This is a genomic window from Stutzerimonas sp. CXK-1 (assembly GCF_057738225.1).
The window spans coordinates 1,065,118-1,081,505 of record NZ_CM173217.1 but is presented as its reverse complement, the minus strand read 5'-3'; the positions used below and the strand labels follow the sequence as shown (position 1 = coordinate 1,081,505).

The 16,388-nt window shown below is 65.5% G+C and carries 14 protein-coding genes; 7 read left to right on the top strand and 7 right to left on the bottom strand.

What is annotated here, in order from left to right; translation table 11 throughout:
- Nucleotides 1-5: 5 nt before the first annotated feature.
- Genes AC0KXH_RS05110 through AC0KXH_RS05090 form a run of 5 tightly spaced genes read left to right on the top strand, consistent with a single transcriptional unit; the run spans nucleotide 6 to nucleotide 5,561 of the window.
- The gene (locus AC0KXH_RS05110; protein WP_488224276.1) at nucleotides 6-971 is read left to right on the top strand and encodes a GGDEF domain-containing response regulator; all 966 of its coding nucleotides are present in this window, start codon (nucleotides 6-8) and stop codon (nucleotides 969-971) included.
- Entirely contained in the window at nucleotides 968-1,879 is a 912-nt protein-coding gene (locus tag AC0KXH_RS05105; protein WP_212739471.1) for a putative 2-dehydropantoate 2-reductase, read from the top strand. The genes AC0KXH_RS05110 and AC0KXH_RS05105 overlap by 4 nt, the downstream gene beginning before the upstream one ends.
- 45 nt (nucleotides 1,880-1,924) lie before the next feature.
- Nucleotides 1,925-3,940 (top strand): sensor histidine kinase, encoded by a 2,016-nt coding sequence (locus AC0KXH_RS05100; RefSeq protein ID WP_041107435.1) that lies wholly within the window; start codon nucleotides 1,925-1,927, stop codon nucleotides 3,938-3,940.
- 12 nt (nucleotides 3,941-3,952) lie between these two features.
- Nucleotides 3,953-4,540 carry a cob(I)yrinic acid a,c-diamide adenosyltransferase gene (locus AC0KXH_RS05095; protein WP_041107437.1) on the top strand — a complete coding sequence of 196 codons (588 nt, stop codon included), beginning with the start codon at nucleotides 3,953-3,955 and terminating at the stop codon, nucleotides 4,538-4,540.
- 19 nt (nucleotides 4,541-4,559) lie between these two features.
- A complete protein-coding gene (locus AC0KXH_RS05090) occupies nucleotides 4,560-5,561 on the top strand; it encodes an ion transporter (RefSeq protein ID WP_488224275.1) in 1,002 nt (333 codons plus the stop codon).
- Between the two features lie 2 nt (nucleotides 5,562-5,563).
- Here the strand turns inward: AC0KXH_RS05090 and AC0KXH_RS05085 are convergent, their stop codons facing one another.
- The 7 genes from AC0KXH_RS05085 to secA all read right to left on the bottom strand — a co-directional run bounded on the left by AC0KXH_RS05085 (nucleotide 5,564) and on the right by secA (nucleotide 15,147).
- The gene (locus AC0KXH_RS05085; protein ID WP_165563869.1) at nucleotides 5,564-6,352 is read right to left on the bottom strand and encodes an alpha/beta hydrolase family protein; all 789 of its coding nucleotides are present in this window, start codon (nucleotides 6,350-6,352) and stop codon (nucleotides 5,564-5,566) included.
- On the bottom strand, nucleotides 6,339-7,460 hold the full coding sequence (locus AC0KXH_RS05080; protein ID WP_165563870.1) for a DUF3182 family protein: 1,122 nt from the start codon (nucleotides 7,458-7,460) through the stop codon (nucleotides 6,339-6,341). Before AC0KXH_RS05080 ends, AC0KXH_RS05085 begins: the two co-directional genes overlap by 14 nt.
- Nucleotides 7,461-7,671: 211 nt before the next feature.
- The gene (gene ahpF, locus AC0KXH_RS05075; protein ID WP_488224274.1) at nucleotides 7,672-9,237 is read right to left on the bottom strand and encodes an alkyl hydroperoxide reductase subunit F; all 1,566 of its coding nucleotides are present in this window, start codon (nucleotides 9,235-9,237) and stop codon (nucleotides 7,672-7,674) included.
- A 109-nt stretch (nucleotides 9,238-9,346) separates the two neighbouring features.
- Nucleotides 9,347-9,910, bottom strand: coding sequence for an alkyl hydroperoxide reductase subunit C (gene ahpC, locus AC0KXH_RS05070; RefSeq protein WP_041107447.1), 564 nt, complete (start codon nucleotides 9,908-9,910; stop codon nucleotides 9,347-9,349).
- 158 nt (nucleotides 9,911-10,068) lie between these two features.
- Entirely contained in the window at nucleotides 10,069-11,010 is a 942-nt protein-coding gene (locus tag AC0KXH_RS05065) for a Nudix family hydrolase (protein WP_488224273.1), read from the bottom strand.
- Between the two features lie 65 nt (nucleotides 11,011-11,075).
- The gene (gene argJ, locus AC0KXH_RS05060) at nucleotides 11,076-12,293 is read right to left on the bottom strand and encodes a bifunctional glutamate N-acetyltransferase/amino-acid acetyltransferase ArgJ (protein WP_041107450.1); all 1,218 of its coding nucleotides are present in this window, start codon (nucleotides 12,291-12,293) and stop codon (nucleotides 11,076-11,078) included.
- A 112-nt stretch (nucleotides 12,294-12,405) separates the two neighbouring features.
- Nucleotides 12,406-15,147 carry a preprotein translocase subunit SecA gene (gene secA / locus AC0KXH_RS05055; protein WP_061338299.1) on the bottom strand — a complete coding sequence of 914 codons (2,742 nt, stop codon included), beginning with the start codon at nucleotides 15,145-15,147 and terminating at the stop codon, nucleotides 12,406-12,408.
- Between the two features lie 193 nt (nucleotides 15,148-15,340).
- On the opposite strand from secA, the gene AC0KXH_RS05050 reads away from it, so the two are divergent.
- Both AC0KXH_RS05050 and AC0KXH_RS05045 read left to right on the top strand, forming a co-directional pair.
- On the top strand, nucleotides 15,341-15,796 hold the full coding sequence (locus tag AC0KXH_RS05050; RefSeq protein WP_043218932.1) for a DciA family protein: 456 nt from the start codon (nucleotides 15,341-15,343) through the stop codon (nucleotides 15,794-15,796).
- 62 nt (nucleotides 15,797-15,858) lie between these two features.
- Nucleotides 15,859-16,323: a hypothetical protein gene (locus AC0KXH_RS05045; RefSeq protein WP_043218931.1), complete on the top strand. Its 465-nt coding sequence runs from the start codon at nucleotides 15,859-15,861 to the stop codon at nucleotides 16,321-16,323.
- Nucleotides 16,324-16,388: the final 65 nt, after the last annotated feature.

The window sequence follows — 16,388 nt, the reverse complement described above, 5'->3', positions numbered from 1 at the left end:
TGCCCATGCCCAACCCCCAACTCGGAATCCTGGTCGTCGACGACGCCAAGTTCTCCAGCGTCATGATCGGTCGCGTGCTCAACAAGGCCGGCTACCGGGATGTCCGCTTCGCCAGCAGTGCCCAGGACGCCCTGCGTCAGCTGGCCGAACGCCCGACCCACGTCCTGCTGGCCGACTGGCTGATGCCGGAAATGGACGGTTTGCAACTCACCGCTCGCGTGCGCCAGCTCGACGGCGGCAGCGGTCACTACACCTACATCATCCTGCTGACCGGGCGCGACGGCGTCGAGGTGCTGGCCCAGGCATTCGATCAGGGCGTCGACGATTTCATCAGCAAGGCCGCGATGCATGAACAGCTGCTGCCGCGCGTGCTCGCCGCCGATCGCCTGTGCGGCTCGCTGCAGCAGCTCAAGCAGGAGAACCGCCAGCTGGCGGCCGACGTCGCCACGCTGGAGCGTCACAATCAGGTCGATGCGGTTACCGGGCTGGGCAACCGCCGGTATCTGGAGCAGCGCCTGGCGGCCACGTTGCGCCAGATGGAAAGCCGCAACACCGCCCTGTGCTACCTGCACATCGGCCTGCAGAACGGCCCCGAGCTCCGGGCGCAGCATGGCGAGGCAACCTATGAGGAGGTGCTGCAGGCGATGGCCCGGCACCTGCAGCAGCTGGTCCGCCCGCTCGATACGCTGGTGCGCATCGACGACCGGCATTTTGGCGTGCTGGCCCAGGTCGACAACCTGCAGAACTGCTCGCCGAGCAGTTTCAAGCGTCTGCATGAAGGGCTCAATTTCAAGGCCTTCAAGACTCAGGAAGGCTTCATTTCGGTAAAGGCAGGGGTCAGCCTGGTCACCCTGGATGCCTCCGGCCTGCCGACCAATGCCGAACAGCTGTTGCAACAGGCCGGCGCGCTGCTGCCCAGCGCCTACAGCACCGGCCGTATCGTCCCGCTACGCCTGAAGCAACCGGCATGACCTGGCATGTGCTGGGCGCCGGCAGCCTCGGCAGCCTCTGGGCCTGCCGGCTGGCCCAGGCCGGTGAAGCCGTGCAGCTGATCCTGCGCAACGAGGCGCGACTGGCAGCTTATCGCGCTGCCGGCGGGCTCGCCCTGCAGACGGGCGGTCAATGGCAGCGGCACAACCTGCCGGCGGAGCTGCCGAACGCAGAGTTCCCCATCGCACGCCTGCTGGTCGCCTGCAAGGCCTATGACGCCGAAGCGGCGGTCGCCTCGGTTGCTCATCGCCTCGCAGCGGGCGGCGAAATCCTGCTGTTACAGAACGGGCTCGGCAGCCAGCAGCGCATCGCCGAGCGCTGGCCGCAGGCGCGCAGCCTGTTCATCTCGAGCACCGAGGGCGCCTACCGCCAGGCGCCCTTCGAAGTCGTGTTCGCCGGCCAGGGACAGAACTGGCTGGGCGATCCGCAGGACGCACAGCCGCCTGCCTGGCTGAACACGCTGGAACAGGCGCAGATCAGCGCGCACTGGACGCCAGACATCCTCGCCCGGCTCTGGCGCAAGCTGGCGCTGAACTGCGCCATCAACCCGCTGACCGTGCTCTACGACTGCCGCAACGGCGGCCTGCTCGAGCATCGCAGCGAAGTGCTGGCGTTGTGCGAGGAGCTCGGGCACCTGCTAACGGCGATCGGCCAGGCGGAGGCTGCCGACGCGCTGGCCGATGAGGTCTTGCGGGTGATCGAGGCGACTGCCGCCAACTACTCATCCATGCAGCAGGATGTGGCCGCGCGGCGACGCACGGAGATCGGTTACCTGCTCGGCCATGCCTGCCGCACCGGTGCGCAGCAGGGCCTCGCCCTGCCTCGTCTGCAGGCGCTCGCGCGGCGCCTGCAGACGAAGCTGATCGCGCTTGGATTGCCGCCCGACTGACACAGCCGGTACCCTGCAGGCTCCCTCTGCAACCCGGCCAAGCCGATGAACCTGCGTCAGCGTCTCGCCAATCTGCCGGTCGGCCGCAAGCTGCTCACCGCGCTGCTGGTCCTGCTCGCCGCCGTGCTGCTGGTGTCCAATCTCGCCTTCATCAGCGCCGCCTACTGGATCTCCCGCCAGAGCGTCGCGCCCCAGGCGATGCACACCATCGGCGCGCTGTCCTCGATGCCGCACCTGAGCCAGGACATCCTTACCTCTGCCGAAGACGCCCAAGCCTTTCTGCAACGCCTCGGCGGCTATCCCCCGCTGCGGGCTGCGGCCATCTATGACGCCCGTGGCAACCGCTACGCCCAACTCCAGCGCGGTGAAGCCTTGCCGCTGCCGGAACGCATGGACGAGGTCGCCAGCTGGCGCGCCGGCGAGATCCGCGCCAGCTTTCTCAGCGAGCTGCCCCAGGCAGCGGGCGCACCCGGCCATCTACTGCTGGTGATCAGCAGCGAACTGCCGGGCGCCTTCTACACCGGCACGCTTACCGCCAGCGCGGCGATCCTGGTGATCAGCCTGCTGCTCTGGCTGTTGGTCGCACGACAGATCCGTCGGCTGATCACCCAACCGATCCGTGACCTGGAGGCGCTGTCCAGACAGGTCACGCGCGAGGAAAACTACGCCCTGCGTTCGGCGCCGGGCAACGGCGACGAGATCGGCCGCCTGGGCGATGCGTTCAACACCATGCTGTCGCGCATCGAGGCACGCGAACAGCAGCTCAAGCGTGCCCGCGACGATGCCCAGGAAGCCTTCAGTCAGGCCCAGGGGCTGGCCGAGGAAACGCGCAACTCCAACCGTCGCCTGGAGCTGGAGGTTCAGGTACGCAGCAAGATCGAGCAGAAGCTCACCGGTTTCCAGAACTACCTCAACAGCATCATCGACTCGATGCCGTCCGCACTGATCGCCCTCGACGAACAGCTCTACATCACGCAGTGGAATCGCGAAGCCAGCGTGCTGTCCGGCACCCCCCTGGACGATGCGCTGAACCAGCCGATCTTCATCGCCTTCGAGCCGCTCAAACCCTACCTCGCGCAGATCCGCCGGACCGCCGAACGCCGCGAGGTGGAGGTCATCGAGCGGGTCACCTGGACGCGCAACGATGAAATGCGGCATTACACCCTTACTTTCTATCCGCTGAGCGGGGCCGCCGGACGCGGCGTGGTGATCCGCATCGACGACATCACCCAGCGCATCGGCCTGGAAGAAATGATGGTGCAGTCGGAAAAGATGCTGTCGGTCGGCAGCCTGGCGGCGGGAATGGCCCACGAGATCAACAATCCGCTGGGAGCGATCCTGCACAACGTGCAGAACATCCGCCGGCGCCTGTCGCCCGAACTGGAGCGTAACCGCGAGGTGGCCGAGGAGACCGGCGTGCACCTCGATGCCGTCAACCGCTACCTGCACAAGCGCGAAATCCCGCTGATGCTCGACGGCATTCAGCAGGCCGGCTCGCGCGCGGCCAAGATCGTCAGCCACATGCTCAGTTTCAGCCGCATGAGCAACCGCCAGCTCGCCGAATGCCAGCTCACCGGGCTGATCGAGCAGGCGCTGGAGATCGCCGGCAACGACTTCGCCCTGCTCGACAGCTTCGACTTCAAGGCCATCCGTATCGTCCGCGACTTCGACCCTCGGGTCGACCGCGTGCCCTGCATCGGCAACGAGCTGGAGCAGGTGCTACTCAACCTGCTGAAGAACGCGGCGCAGGCGATTCACCAGAAGCAGGACCGCGACCGCCCGGGACAGATTATCCTGCGCACCCGGTTCCACCCGCCGTGGGCGGAGATACAGGTCGAGGACAACGGCGGCGGCATTCCCGAGGCGGTGCGCAAGCGCATCTTCGAGCCGTTCTTCACCACCAAGGAGGTCGGCCAGGGAACCGGACTGGGCCTTTCCGTTTCGTATTTCATCATCACCAACAATCACAAGGGGCAGATGGAAGTCCAGTCGCAACCCGGCCAGGGCGCCATCTTCACCCTGCGTTTACCGCTGGCCACAGCCGAGCCGGCCAACAGCTGACAAGGACATGCAATGGGCAACCGACTTTCCAAGATCTACACCCGCACCGGCGACCGCGGTGAAACCGGCCTGGGCGACGGCCGCAGGGTGGCGAAAGACCATCCACGCGTCGAGGCCATGGGCGAGGTCGATACCCTCAACAGCCACCTCGGCCTGCTGCTGGCCGAACTGGCCGAAGCGCAGATCCAGTGGCCGGCGCTCGATGAGCTGATTCCGGTGCTCGCGCCCTGCCAGCACCGCCTGTTCGACCTCGGCGGTGAGCTGGCGATGCCCGAGTACCAGGCACTCGACGAGGCGGAAGTCGCCCGCCTGGAGGCTGCGATCGATCGCTGGAATGCCGAACTCGGCCCGCTCAAGGAGTTCATCCTGCCGGGGGGCTCGCGCCTCATCGCGCAGGCCCATCTGTGCCGCAGCCTGACGCGCACCGCCGAGCGACGCTGCCAGCAACTCAGCTCCAGTGAGCCGTTGCGGCCCGTGTTGCTGGCTTATCTGAATCGCCTGTCCGACCTGCTGTTCGTCGCGGCTCGCCTGATCGCGCGCCGCCAGGGCTGCGCCGAGGTACTCTGGCAGGCCGCCACGCCCGATGCGACGCACGCCTGATTCACCGCTCGACAGGCGCATGCGGACCCGCGAGGGCCTGCATGCGGCCTGGGAAGCGCTGGTCGTGGCGCTGGTTTGCCTCAACCTGGGGCTGATCCTGTTCGACAGCCTGTTCGCGGTGCCGCAGATCAACCAGCTGATCGCCGAGGTGGCGCCGGCTGCCCACCGCCTCTACGACCAGCGTGTCCATGCCCACTTTCCGCTCATCGACCTGGCCTTCGTGGCGGTGTTTCTGTTCGATGTGCTACTCGGCTGGACCATCGCCCTGTTCGAGCGCCGTTATGCGCGCTGGTACTACTACCCGTTCGCCCATTGGTACGACGTGCTCGGCTGCATACCGCTCTCCGGTTTCCGCTGGCTGCGGGTGCTGCGCGTGGGCGCCCTGCTGATTCGCCTGCAGCGCCTGGGCGTGATCGACATGCGCACTTGGGCGCTGTACGGGGTGATCAACCGCTATTACCTGCTGCTGATCGAGGAACTCTCCGACCGGGTGATGGTGCGCCTGTTCGGCCGCATGCAGCAGGAGCTCGGCAGTACCGACGACCTGTCGCGCCGGCTGATCGAAGAGGTGGTCCGGCCGCGCAAGCAGCGGCTGATCGCCGACATCGCGCGCCGCGTGCAGAGCATGCTGGAGAGCGGCTACCGCGATAACCGCGGCGACATCGACGGGTACATCAGCCAGCTGATCCACCAAGCCATGGAAGACACCCCGGAGATTCGCCGCCTGCGTCGCCTGCCGCTTGGTGGCCATCTGGCCGACAGCCTGGACACGGCCCTCATAGATATTGTCACGCGGCTGATCAGGGCAGCTGTCGAGGGCTTGCGCGGCGAGCAGTTCCAGGCGCTGGCCAATCGCCTGGCCGACAAGTGCTTCGACGCCTGGGTGTATCAGGACGAAAACACCGATCTGGCCCTGGAAGAGGTTCTCGTCGATGTGCTTGAGGTGCTCAAGCAACAGGTGCTGGACCGGCGCTGGAGCCGCTTCGTCGGCCCCAACCCACCGCCCACGCCGCCGCGCTGAACTCAGTTCGGCGGCGGCTCGCCGACCGGGCGGAAACCACCAGCAGAGCGCTCGTGCAGGCGCGCGCCGATGACCATCTCGGTCGTCCAGTTGACCAAGATCGAGGTGTAGGCCTCCTGGCAGCGCTCATGGCTCAGCGCATGGTCGGCGCCGAAGATGATCCTATGGGTCAGCGAGTGGGTTTTCTGGAAGGCGGCCCGGTAGTTCATGATCGTCTGGTGCGGCACCAGGTGGTCCTTCTCCGACTCGACCAGCAGCACATCGCCCTCGAACCGCGCGCAAGCCGCCAGGGCCCGGTTCTCGGTCGGCAGCACGCGACTGGTGCGCAGCTCATTGAGCACTGCGCGATCGAGCTGGCGCTTGGGCACCGCCCAATCCTCGTCGCGATACAGCGCCGGCACTCGCAGGGCCAGCCACTTCACGGGGCGCAAGCCGGTCAGCAGCGCAGCCAGGTAGCCGCCATAGCTGGTCCCGACCACGGCGATGGCCGCCGGGTCGATATGCGGGTGAGCCGCCAGCATGTCGTAGGCAGCCAGAACGTCGTTGAGATTCTGCTCGCGCGTCACGGTCTGCTGCTGCGCGAAGGTCTGACCGTGCCCGCGCAGGTCGAACGAGAGACACACGCAACCGAGCCCGGCGATGCCCCGTGCGCGCTCCAGGTCGCGCTGCTGGCTGCCGCCCCAGCCGTGCACGAAGAGCACTCCGGGCATACGCGGCGGTGGCGTCAGAAAGGTCCCGGCGATGTGCTCCTCATCGACCAGGATGTCGATTGCCTCGCTATGCGCTGCCATGCCGCACCACCACGCACTTGGTCACGAAACCGATTTCGCTGTCTTCACCACGAAACAGCACTTCGGCATCCGGTGGAATCGCCTGACTCTCGCCATACAGCTCGCGAGTCGCCGCGTGCACGACCCGTTCGGGGTCGGCGCGCAGCGCCTGCAGCGCCGCGATTTCCGCACCGCTGGCGCCGCCGATGCGCCACGATTGCTCGAGCACGCCGGAACAGGCCCGGCCTCGGGCGTCCACACCGCGGGCGATGTCGTAGTTGCGCCGCGAGGCGACCAGGCCCCGGAAGCAGCTGCGCGCCGCCCGGTCATAGACCCGGGCCTGCTCCACGGCCAGACGAGTCGCCTCGTCGAGATCGCAGCGCAGCAGCGCATCGAAATCGCCGCTGACCACCACCAGATCGGAACCACCATAGACCTGCTGACCGTTGTTATCCGGCGTCAGGCACTGCGTGCCGTAGTAGCTGGCCAGCTGATCGCCGACTTGCACTTGCCCGACGCTGAAAGTGGTCACCTGTGCGAGATTGCTTTCCAGCACCAGCCCATAGGTTTCCAGTTCTCGCTCGTCGAGTTCCGCCAGCGCCTGATCCAGCGCCGCCACGTCGTGGATCTCGACCTGCCCGCGGCCACCGGTGGCGCGCACCGGCTTGATCCGCACGGGGCCTTCATGCAGCAGGCGCAACCCGGCATCCCGGGCATCATCACGGGTGAATGCGCTGTAACCGGGCAGGACGCTGTCGCGCACCTGCGCACAGAAGTCCCTGGACCAGCCCACCGGCGCATCGGCCTCGCTGCGCACCAGCGGATGGGTAATCGCCTTGGTTTGCACGAAGGGATGCGGAACGAAGCCGCCAAACAGGTCGGTTTCAGCCTCCAGGCCGAGCTCGCGCGCCTCCTGACTGCCGACAATGGTTCCCGAAGGCACCAGGTAGATGTGCCCGCCCGGTACCGTTCCGGGGCGGTAGTCGCCGCCGTAGTGGTAACCCAGCAAGTCTGCCAGCCGCTCGGCCAGCGCGGCGTGGACGCTTCGTTCGTGCTGGGGCTCGTGATGTCGGTTGGGATAGGTCAGCACCACCCCGCGCGGCGCCCGCACCGAACCTTCTTTGCTCATCGAGACAGCTCCATGGACTGCGTAAAGACGAGGTGCACGGCCCATCGTGGCCGGCACGCGCTTTCACCCGAGCCGCTGTTGGGGCCGGTGTAGCCATCTAGACCGCAGGCGGCGGTTATCTATCCGGTGGCGGAACTGCGCCGGGGTCCCGGCTCGACGAAAAAGGGAGCAGCCTTGCGGTCCGCTCCCTTTTTCATGCCGCTTTCGCGCCTCAGATCACCGGGGCACTGCTGCGGATCAGGTGGTCGAAGGCCGACAGCGAGGCCTTGGCGCCTTCGCCGAGGGCGATGACGATCTGCTTGTAGGGCACCGTGGTCACGTCACCGGCGGCGAACACGCCGGGGATGTTGGTCTGGCCCTTGGCGTCGACCTCGATCTCGCCGAAGCGCGACAGGTTGACCGTGCCCTTGAGCCAGTCGCTGTTGGGCAGCAGGCCGATCTGCACGAAGATGCCTTCGAGCTCGAGGTCGTGGACCTCGTCGCTGTGGCGGTCCTTGTAGACCAGCCCGGTGACCTTCTGCCCGTCGCCCTTGACCTCGGTGGTCTGCGCCATGGTCAGGATGGTCACGTTCGGCAGGCTTTGCAGCTTGCGCTGCAGCACCGCGTCGGCCCGCAGGCTTTCGCCGAACTCCAGCAGGGTGACGTGGGCGACGATGCCGGCCAGGTCGATCGCCGCCTCGACGCCGGAGTTGCCGCCGCCGATCACCGCCACGCGCTTGCCCTTGAACAGCGGGCCATCGCAGTGCGGGCAGTAGGCAACGCCGCGGCCGCGGTATTCCTGCTCGCCGGGCACGTTCATCTCGCGCCAGCGCGCCCCGGTAGCAAGGATCAGGGTCTTGGCCTTGAGCTCGCCGCCGTTGTCGAACCGCACGGTGTGCAGGCCGTCGTCGCCCGCCGGGACCAACTGGCTGGCACGCTGCAGGTTCATCACGTCGACCTCGTACTCGCGCACGTGTTCTTCGAGCGCGCGGGCCAGTTTCGGGCCTTCGGTTTCCTTCACCGAGATGAAGTTCTCGATGGCCATGGTGTCCAGCACCTGGCCGCCGAAGCGCTCGGCGGCGACGCCGGTGCGGATGCCCTTGCGCGCGGCGTAGATCGCCGCCGCAGCGCCGGCCGGGCCACCACCGATGACGAGCACGTCGAAGGCACTCTTGGCCTTGAGCTTCTCGGCATCACGCGCACCGGCGCCGGTGTCGAGCTTGGCGAGGATCTCCTCGACGCCCATGCGGCCCTGGCCGAAGGGTTCGCCGTTGAGGTAGAGGCTCGGCACCGACATGATCTGCCGCGCTTCGACCTCGTCCTGGAACAGCGCGCCGTCGATGGCCACGTGGTGGATGTTGGGGTTGAGCACCGCCATCAGGTTCAGCGCCTGGACCACGTCCGGGCAGTTCTGGCAGGACAGCGAGAAGTAGGTTTCGAAGCGGTATTCGCCCTCGAGCGCCTGGATCTGCTCGATCAGTTCTGGCGCCAGCTTCGACGGGTGGCCGCCGACCTGCAGCAGCGCGAGCACCAGCGAGGTGAACTCATGGCCCATGGGCAGGCCGGCGAAACGCAGGTCGATCTCGCGGTCGTGGCGCACCAGGGCAAACGACGGCCGGCGCGCATCGTTGCCGGCGGTGTTCAGGCTGATCTTGTCGCTCAGGCCGTTGATGTCGTTCAGCAGCGCGAGCATTTCCTCGGACTTGGCGCTGTCGTCCAGCGAAGCGACGATCTCGAACGGCTGGGTGACCTTTTCCAGGTAGGCCTTCAGTTGGGTCTTGAGATTGGCATCGAGCATCAACAGCACCTCATCGGGTAACAGGTAGCAAAACGCCCGGACGGGTCGCGTCCAGGCGTCATAGGGAAGGCACCCGGAGGTGCCTTCTACAGCAAGCGAGGCGTAGGCCTTAGATCTTGCCGACCAGGTCCAGCGAAGGAGCCAGGGTCTTCTCGCCTTCCTTCCACTTGGCCGGGCAGACTTCGCCCGGGTGAGCGGCGGTGTACTGGGCGGCTTTCAGCTTGCGCAGGGTCTCGGAGACGTCGCGAGCGATCTCGTTGGAGTGGATCTCGACGGTCTTGATCACGCCTTCCGGGTTGATCAGGAAGGTACCGCGCAGCGCCAGGCCTTCTTCTTCGATGTGCACGTCGAAGGCGCGGGTCAGCTGGTGAGTCGGGTCACCGATCAGCGGGAACTGGGCCTTGCCAACGGCCGGCGAAGTTTCGTGCCAGACCTTGTGCGAGAAGTGGGTGTCGGTGGTGACGATGTACACCTCGGCGCCGGCCTTCTGGAACTCGGCGTAGTTGTTGGCAGCGTCTTCGATCTCGGTCGGGCAGTTGAAGGTAAAGGCAGCCGGCATGAAGATCAGCACGGACCACTTGCCCTTCAGGGACTCCTCGGTAACCTCGATGAACTTGCCGTTGTGGAAGGCGTTGACTTTGAACGGTTGGACCTGGGTGTTGATCAGGGACATCTGCTAACTCCTTTAGGGGGTTCAGAAATTTGACGGGGCCTACGATAACGCAGCCCGCGGCATGTCGTTAATTGATTAAGGGCATAGCGCCGATTGTCTTTACCTATCGATCGCCTGCGCCAGTGGCCGGCTATCGACTCCGGCAGCAGCGCGGCAGTTCAACCCGGCCAGAATGCCCGCACCGCGGCGATGCCCTGAGCGCCGACGCGCCGTGCCTGGTCGGTATCGGACAGCTGCAGACCGCCCAGCACATAGGCGGGCCCGTTGAAGCCTAGCAGCAACTCCGCCACGCGCGGCCACCCGAGCGGCTGCGCGTCCGGATGGCTGGCCGTTGCATGCACCGGCGACAACGTGACGAAATCTACCGCCAACGACGCGGCCGCCGCCAGCTCGTCCGCATCATGACAAGACGCCGCCAGCCAGCGCTCAGCCGGCAGGGGACGCGCCTGGCCAATGCACTCGCGCAACTGGCGGGCTGTCAGGTGCCAGCCGGCGTCCGGGAAATCCTCAGTCCATTCCAGCGGCCCCTTGAGCATCAGCTGGGCACGCCCGGCGCACAGTGTCTGGGCGCGCTGCGCCAGCGCCCGGTAGTCCTGCGCCGAGAGCGACGGAGCACGCAGCTGGACCAGCTCGATGCCCGCCTCCAGCGCCCGGGCCAGGCCGTCGAGCACTTGCTGCGGCGCGAGGCCGTCCGGGGTGATCAGGTAACGCCGAGGCAGCCGCGCGGCGGCAATGATCGGCTGGTTCGCCGCTGGAAACTGGTAACGCACCAACTCGCCCGGCTCAACCCATGCCAGTGGCTGTCCCTCGGCGCCGTGAGGCTCGCCGGCAAACGCAGTGACTTCCCAAACGTCCAGCAGAACCCGCTTGTCCGGGTAGTCGTGCCGCACCTGAATCAGGGGCTGCGCCTGCGTGACATGGATGCCCAGCTCCTCGTGCAGCTCACGGGCGAGTGCCACCTCGACGCATTCATCGGCCTCGACCTTGCCACCGGGAAATTCCCAGAGCCCGCCCTGGTGCTTGTCCAGGGGGCGCTTGGCGATCAGGACGCGCCCTTGTGCGTCACGAATGACAGCGGCGGCCACGTGGATTCGTTGCATCGCTTGTGACTCCAGCCTGCCGGCCTCGGTCCGGTCGGCAGGCGCTAACTGAGCGGCCGGATCGCTCAGGTGCGGTACTCCGCGTTGATTTTCACGTACTCGTGGGACAGATCGGTGGTCCAGATCGTCTCGCTGCAGTCACCACGGCCCAGCTCGATCCGGATGGTGATCTCTTCGCGGGCCATGACCGCCGCGCCCTGCTCTTCCGTATAGCTGGCGGCACGCCCGCCCTGGCTGGCGATGCAGACCTCGCCGAGATACACGTCGATCAGGCTGACATCCAGGTTCGGCACGCCGGCATAGCCAACCGCGGCGAGGATGCGCCCCCAGTTCGGGTCGGAAGCGAACAACGCGGTCTTGATCAGTGGCGAGTGAGCCACGGCATAGGCGACATCCAGGCATTCCTGATGGTTGCCGCCGCCGTTGACCTGCACGGTGACGAACTTGGTGGCACCCTCGCCATCACGGACGATGGCCTGGGCCACCTCCATGAACACCTCGAACACGGCCTGCTTCAGCTTGCCGAACAGTTCACCGGAGGCCTCGGTAATCTCAGGCAGCGCGGCCTGGCCCGTGGCGATCAGCATGCAGCAATCGTTGGTCGAGGTATCGCCATCGATGGTGATTCGGTTGAACGACTTGTTTGCCGCATCACGCACCAGGTCCTGCAGCACTTCGCGGGCGACCTTGGCGTCAGTAGCGATGTAGCCCAGCATGGTGGCCATGTTCGGACGGATCATGCCGGCGCCCTTGCTGATGCCAGTCACGGTCACAGTCACACCGTCGTGCTGGAACTGGCGGCTGGCGCCCTTGGGCAGCGTGTCGGTGGTCATGATGCCGCTGGCGGCCTGGGCCCAGTGATCCTCGTCCAGGTCGTCCAGCGCGGCCTGCAGAGCGGCCTCGATCTTCTCCACCGGTAACGGCTCGCCGATGACGCCAGTCGAGAACGGCAGCACCGCCTCCTCCGCTACGCCCGTCAGCGCGGCCAGCGCCGTGCAGGTCCGGCGCGCATTGGCCAAGCCCTGCGGACCGGTGCCGGCGTTGGCGTTACCGGTGTTGGTCAGCAGATAGCGAACTTCGCCCTGCATACGTTCGCGGGTGACGATCACTGGCGCTGCGCAGAACGCGTTGGTGGTCGTCACGCCGGCAATGCGCGAGCCCTCGGCGCAGCGCATGACCACCACGTCCTTGCGGCCGGGACGTTTGATGCCCGCCGAGGCGATCCCGAGCGCAAAGCCTGGAACCGGATGCAGTTTGGGTAGAGGACCGAGACCGACAGCCATTGAACGCACTCCTCAACTTGTGGCGACCCACCCGGACCGCCCGATCAACAGAGAAAAACGCCGCGAGCGGCGGTTGGCCGGTCGCGGCGCGGATACCTGCCTGGCAGGGGGGCTATTGCACCTGCCCGTGACAGTGCTTGTACTTCTTGCCGGAGCCGCAGGGGCACGGCTCGTTGCGGCCGATCTTCGGCTCGCTGCGAATCGGCGTGACGTTCGACGCGCCGTCCTGCTCGCCTTCAGCCGGTTCGTCCTGCGATTCCTCGAGCGCTGACACCTCGGCGTGCTGGAACTGCATGCGTTGCGCCAGCTCCTCGGCTTCGCGACGCAGACGCGCTTCCTCTTCGGCCGGGTCCTCGCGGCGCACCTGCACATGGGACAGTACGCGGATGCTGTCGCGCTTGATCGATTCCAGGAGCTCCTGGAACAGCGCGAAAGACTCGCGCTTGTACTCCTGCTTCGGGTTCTTCTGCGCGTAACCGCGCAGGTGAATGCCGTGACGCAGGTGATCCATGGTGGACAGATGGTCCTTCCACAGGTCATCCAGCACACGCAGCACGATCTGCTTCTCGAACGTGCGCAGGGCCTCGGCACCCGCCAGCTCTTCCTTCTCGCGGTACGCCTCGAGCAGCGCCTGCATGATCTTCTCGCGCAAGGTCTCCTCGTAGAGTTTCTCGTCTTCGTCGAGCCACTGCTGGACCGGCAGACGCAGACCGAAATCGCTGTAGAGCACCGCCTCGAGACCGGGGATGTCCCACTGCTCTGGTAGCGACTGCGGCGGGATGTGCGAGCTGATGGCGTTGCTCAGCGCGTCCTCGCGGAACTCGGCAATAGTCTGCCCGATGTCGTCAGCCGCCAGCAGGCTGTTGCGCATGTGGTAGATGACCTTGCGCTGCTCGTTGGCCACGTCGTCGAACTCGAGCAGCTGCTTGCGAATGTCGAAGTTGCGGCCTTCGACCTTGCGCTGGGCCTTTTCGATGGCATTGGTGACCATGCGGTGCTCGATCGCCTCGCCCGCTTCCATACCCAGCGCCTTCATGAAGTTCTTCACCCGATCGGAGGCGAAGATGCGCATGAGGTTGTCTTCCAGCGACAGGTAGAAGCGGCTGGAGCCCGGGTCCCCCTGACGGCCGGCACGGCCACGCAGCTGGTTGTCGATACGACGGGATTCGTGACGCTCGGATGCAATGACGTGAAGGCCACCCGCCTCGATCACCTGCTGGTGACGCTTCTGCCAATCGGCCTTGATCTGCGCAATCTGCTCTTCGGTCGGGGCCTCGAGTTTGGCGACTTCGACCTCCCAGTTACCACCGAGGAGGATGTCGGTACCCCGACCGGCCATGTTCGTGGCAATGGTCACCGAACCCGGCTTACCCGCCTGGGCGATGATCTCGGCTTCCTTGTCGTGATACTTGGCGTTGAGTACCTGGTGGGCGATACCTTCCTTCTGCAGCAGCTGCGAAACGTATTCGGAGCTTTCGATCGAGGCCGTGCCGACCAGTATCGGTCGACCCTGCGCCTGGCATTCCTTGATGTCGGTGATGATCGCCGCGTATTTCTCGGCCTGGGTCAGGTAGACCAGATCGTTGTAGTCCTTGCGTGCGATCGGCCGGTTGGTCGGAATGACCACCACCGGCAGGTTGTAGATCTGCTGGAATTCGAAGGCTTCGGTATCCGCCGTACCGGTCATGCCGGACAGCTTGGCGTAGAGACGGAAGTAGTTCTGGAAGGTGGTCGAAGCCAGGGTCTGGCTTTCGGCCTGGATGTTCACGCCCTCCTTGGCCTCGATCGCCTGGTGCAACCCCTCGGAGAGGCGACGCCCCGGCATGGTACGGCCGGTGTGTTCGTCGATCAGGATCACCTGGCCGTTCTGCACGATGTACTCGACATTGCGATGGAACAGCTTGTGCGCGCGCAGACCGGCATAAACGTGGGTCAGCAGGCCGAGGTTGTGCGCCGAATACAGGCTCTCGCCCTCGCCGAGCAGACCGGCCTGGGTCAGCAGTTCCTCGATGTACTGGTGCCCGGCCTCGTTGAGTTCGACTTGCCGTGTCTTCTCATCGATCGAATAATGGCCTTCCTGCGTGACGACCCCCTCTTCTTCTTCGATGTGCTGCTTCAGGCGCGGAATCAGCTGGTTGATCTGCATGTACAGCTTGGAGCTGTCTTCGGCCTGACCGGAGATGATCAGCGGCGTGCGCGCCTCGTCGATGAGGATGGAGTCCACCTCGTCGATCACGGCAAAGTTCAGTTCCCGCTGGAACTTGTCGGCCATGCTGAAGGCCATGTTGTCGCGCAGATAATCGAAACCGAATTCGTTATTGGTGCCGTAGGTAATGTCGGCGGCGTAAGCGGCGCGCTTTTCCTCCGGCGGCTGGAACGGTACGACGATGCCGACCGACAGGCCGAGGAACTCGTACAGCGGGCGCATCCAGTTGGCGTCTCGCCGGGCCAGGTAATCGTTCACCGTGACCACATGCACGCCCTTGCCGGACAACGCGTTGAGGTACACCGCCAGCGTGGCCACCAGCGTCTTGCCCTCGCCGGTGCGCATTTCGGCAATGCGCCCTTCATGCAGGGTCATGCCGCCGATGAGCTGGACGTCGAAGTGACGCATGCCCATGACGCGCTTGCCCGCCTCGCGGCAGACGGCAAAGGCTTCGGGAAGAATCTTGTCGAGGGTCTCCCCCTTTTCCAGACGCGCCTTGAACTCCTCGGTCTTGCTTCGCAGCTGCTCATCGCTGAGCGACACCATCTGCTCTTCGAGCGCGTTGACGGCCTGCACCGCCTTGAGCATGCGCTTGACTTCACGCTCGTTCTTGCTTCCAAAGAGTTTCTTCAATAAAGGCGCAAACATATCGAAAAGGGTTTCCATGCTGGGGATGGAGGCACGACGGCGCCGGCTGGCCCCGCGTGCAAAGGGGGCATTCTACTCGGAAACGTACTCGTGAAAAGCGGCACGGTTGCGCAGCGGCAGCCCGCAGCCAGCCTGCGACGCCCCATCCCTTTTGCTACCATCCAGAGCCCGGCAACCTCGAGACGCTACCGTAATGGCATTGCGCCCTCTCACCGCACGCCCCCCGCTGGTTCTTCTGCGCGAAGCCAAGCCGCTGCGAGCGCTTTTCGGCGAAGCGCAACGACTCGACCGGCTGCAGCAGATCGTCGAAAGCCAGCTGCAACCCGCTGCGCGTCCTCACTGCCGGGTAGCCTCGTGGCGCGAGGGCTGCTTGCTGCTGATCATCACCGATGGGCACTGGGCGACGCGCCTGCGTTATCAGCAGCGTCGCCTGCAGCGCCAGCTGGAGACGCACGAGGCATTTGCCGGCCTGCAACGTATTCTGTTCCGCGTGCAGCCTCCGCAACCGACAAGGCCGGCTCCTCGTCAGCCGACGCAGATTTCCCAAGCGTCGGCGGAACACATAAAAGCCAGCGCCGAAGGTATCGACGACCCGCGACTGCGGGCCGCACTGGAGCGCCTTGCGGCGCATGGCCTGCCACGCGACTAGTCTGTCGGCGCGAACGTTGCCCGCCCCTCATGCGGGCCACTGCTCTGGCCAAAGGAGCGCTCATGCTGATCGGTGCCTTGCTCATCCTCCTGTGGTTCATCCTGTTGCTGCGCTACCCGCTGCGCGCGCTGCCCATATCGCTGGGCGCTGCGGCGGCGTTCGCGCTGGTGGTTGGCTGGGCAATCCTGCAGGACCGCCAGCAGGCACGGCTGCTTGAACGGCTCGAGGTGACGATAAGTTACGAGCCCAGGCAATGCCCGGCCGCCCGCCCCTTGCTGGCACGGTTGACCAATCACAGCGACAGGCGCGTTAGCCAGCTCAGCTGGCGCATTGCCGCCTACGTACCGAATTCACGCCTGAATGTCGCCCAGGGCAGCTTCGAGAAACCGGACTACTCGCTTCCGGCCGACCTGCAGGCAGGCGCCAGCTGGCAGAGCTGCCTGCCACTTCCCACCCTGCGCAGCGGCTATCGCGCCAGTACCCTCAGCTTTGGCGCCACGGACCTGGAGGGCGAATTTACCGATTGAACCGAGCAGCCCCGGCACGCAGCAGCTTCCCAACTGCCAGCAAGGCCATTAAGCTGTATATACAA

What these genes read in the sequence shown, in the direction of transcription:
- AC0KXH_RS05085 (WP_165563869.1), bottom strand. Translation starts at nt 6,352, where the DNA reads ATGGCAGCGCATAGCGAGGCAATCGACATCCTGGTCGATGAGGAGCAC.
- AC0KXH_RS05045 (WP_043218931.1), top strand. Translation starts at nt 15,859, where the DNA reads ATGCTGATCGGTGCCTTGCTCATCCTCCTGTGGTTCATCCTGTTGCTG.
- AC0KXH_RS05100 (WP_041107435.1), top strand. Translation starts at nt 1,925, where the DNA reads ATGAACCTGCGTCAGCGTCTCGCCAATCTGCCGGTCGGCCGCAAGCTG.
- ahpF (WP_488224274.1), bottom strand. Translation starts at nt 9,237, where the DNA reads ATGCTCGATGCCAATCTCAAGACCCAACTGAAGGCCTACCTGGAAAAG.
- AC0KXH_RS05110 (WP_488224276.1), top strand. Translation starts at nt 6, where the DNA reads ATGCCCAACCCCCAACTCGGAATCCTGGTCGTCGACGACGCCAAGTTC.
- AC0KXH_RS05090 (WP_488224275.1), top strand. Translation starts at nt 4,560, where the DNA reads ATGCGGACCCGCGAGGGCCTGCATGCGGCCTGGGAAGCGCTGGTCGTG.
- AC0KXH_RS05105 (WP_212739471.1), top strand. Translation starts at nt 968, where the DNA reads ATGACCTGGCATGTGCTGGGCGCCGGCAGCCTCGGCAGCCTCTGGGCC.
- AC0KXH_RS05050 (WP_043218932.1), top strand. Translation starts at nt 15,341, where the DNA reads ATGGCATTGCGCCCTCTCACCGCACGCCCCCCGCTGGTTCTTCTGCGC.
- argJ (WP_041107450.1), bottom strand. Translation starts at nt 12,293, where the DNA reads ATGGCTGTCGGTCTCGGTCCTCTACCCAAACTGCATCCGGTTCCAGGC.
- AC0KXH_RS05080 (WP_165563870.1), bottom strand. Translation starts at nt 7,460, where the DNA reads ATGAGCAAAGAAGGTTCGGTGCGGGCGCCGCGCGGGGTGGTGCTGACC.
- ahpC (WP_041107447.1), bottom strand. Translation starts at nt 9,910, where the DNA reads ATGTCCCTGATCAACACCCAGGTCCAACCGTTCAAAGTCAACGCCTTC.
- AC0KXH_RS05095 (WP_041107437.1), top strand. Translation starts at nt 3,953, where the DNA reads ATGGGCAACCGACTTTCCAAGATCTACACCCGCACCGGCGACCGCGGT.
- AC0KXH_RS05065 (WP_488224273.1), bottom strand. Translation starts at nt 11,010, where the DNA reads ATGCAACGAATCCACGTGGCCGCCGCTGTCATTCGTGACGCACAAGGG.
- secA (WP_061338299.1), bottom strand. Translation starts at nt 15,147, where the DNA reads ATGTTTGCGCCTTTATTGAAGAAACTCTTTGGAAGCAAGAACGAGCGT.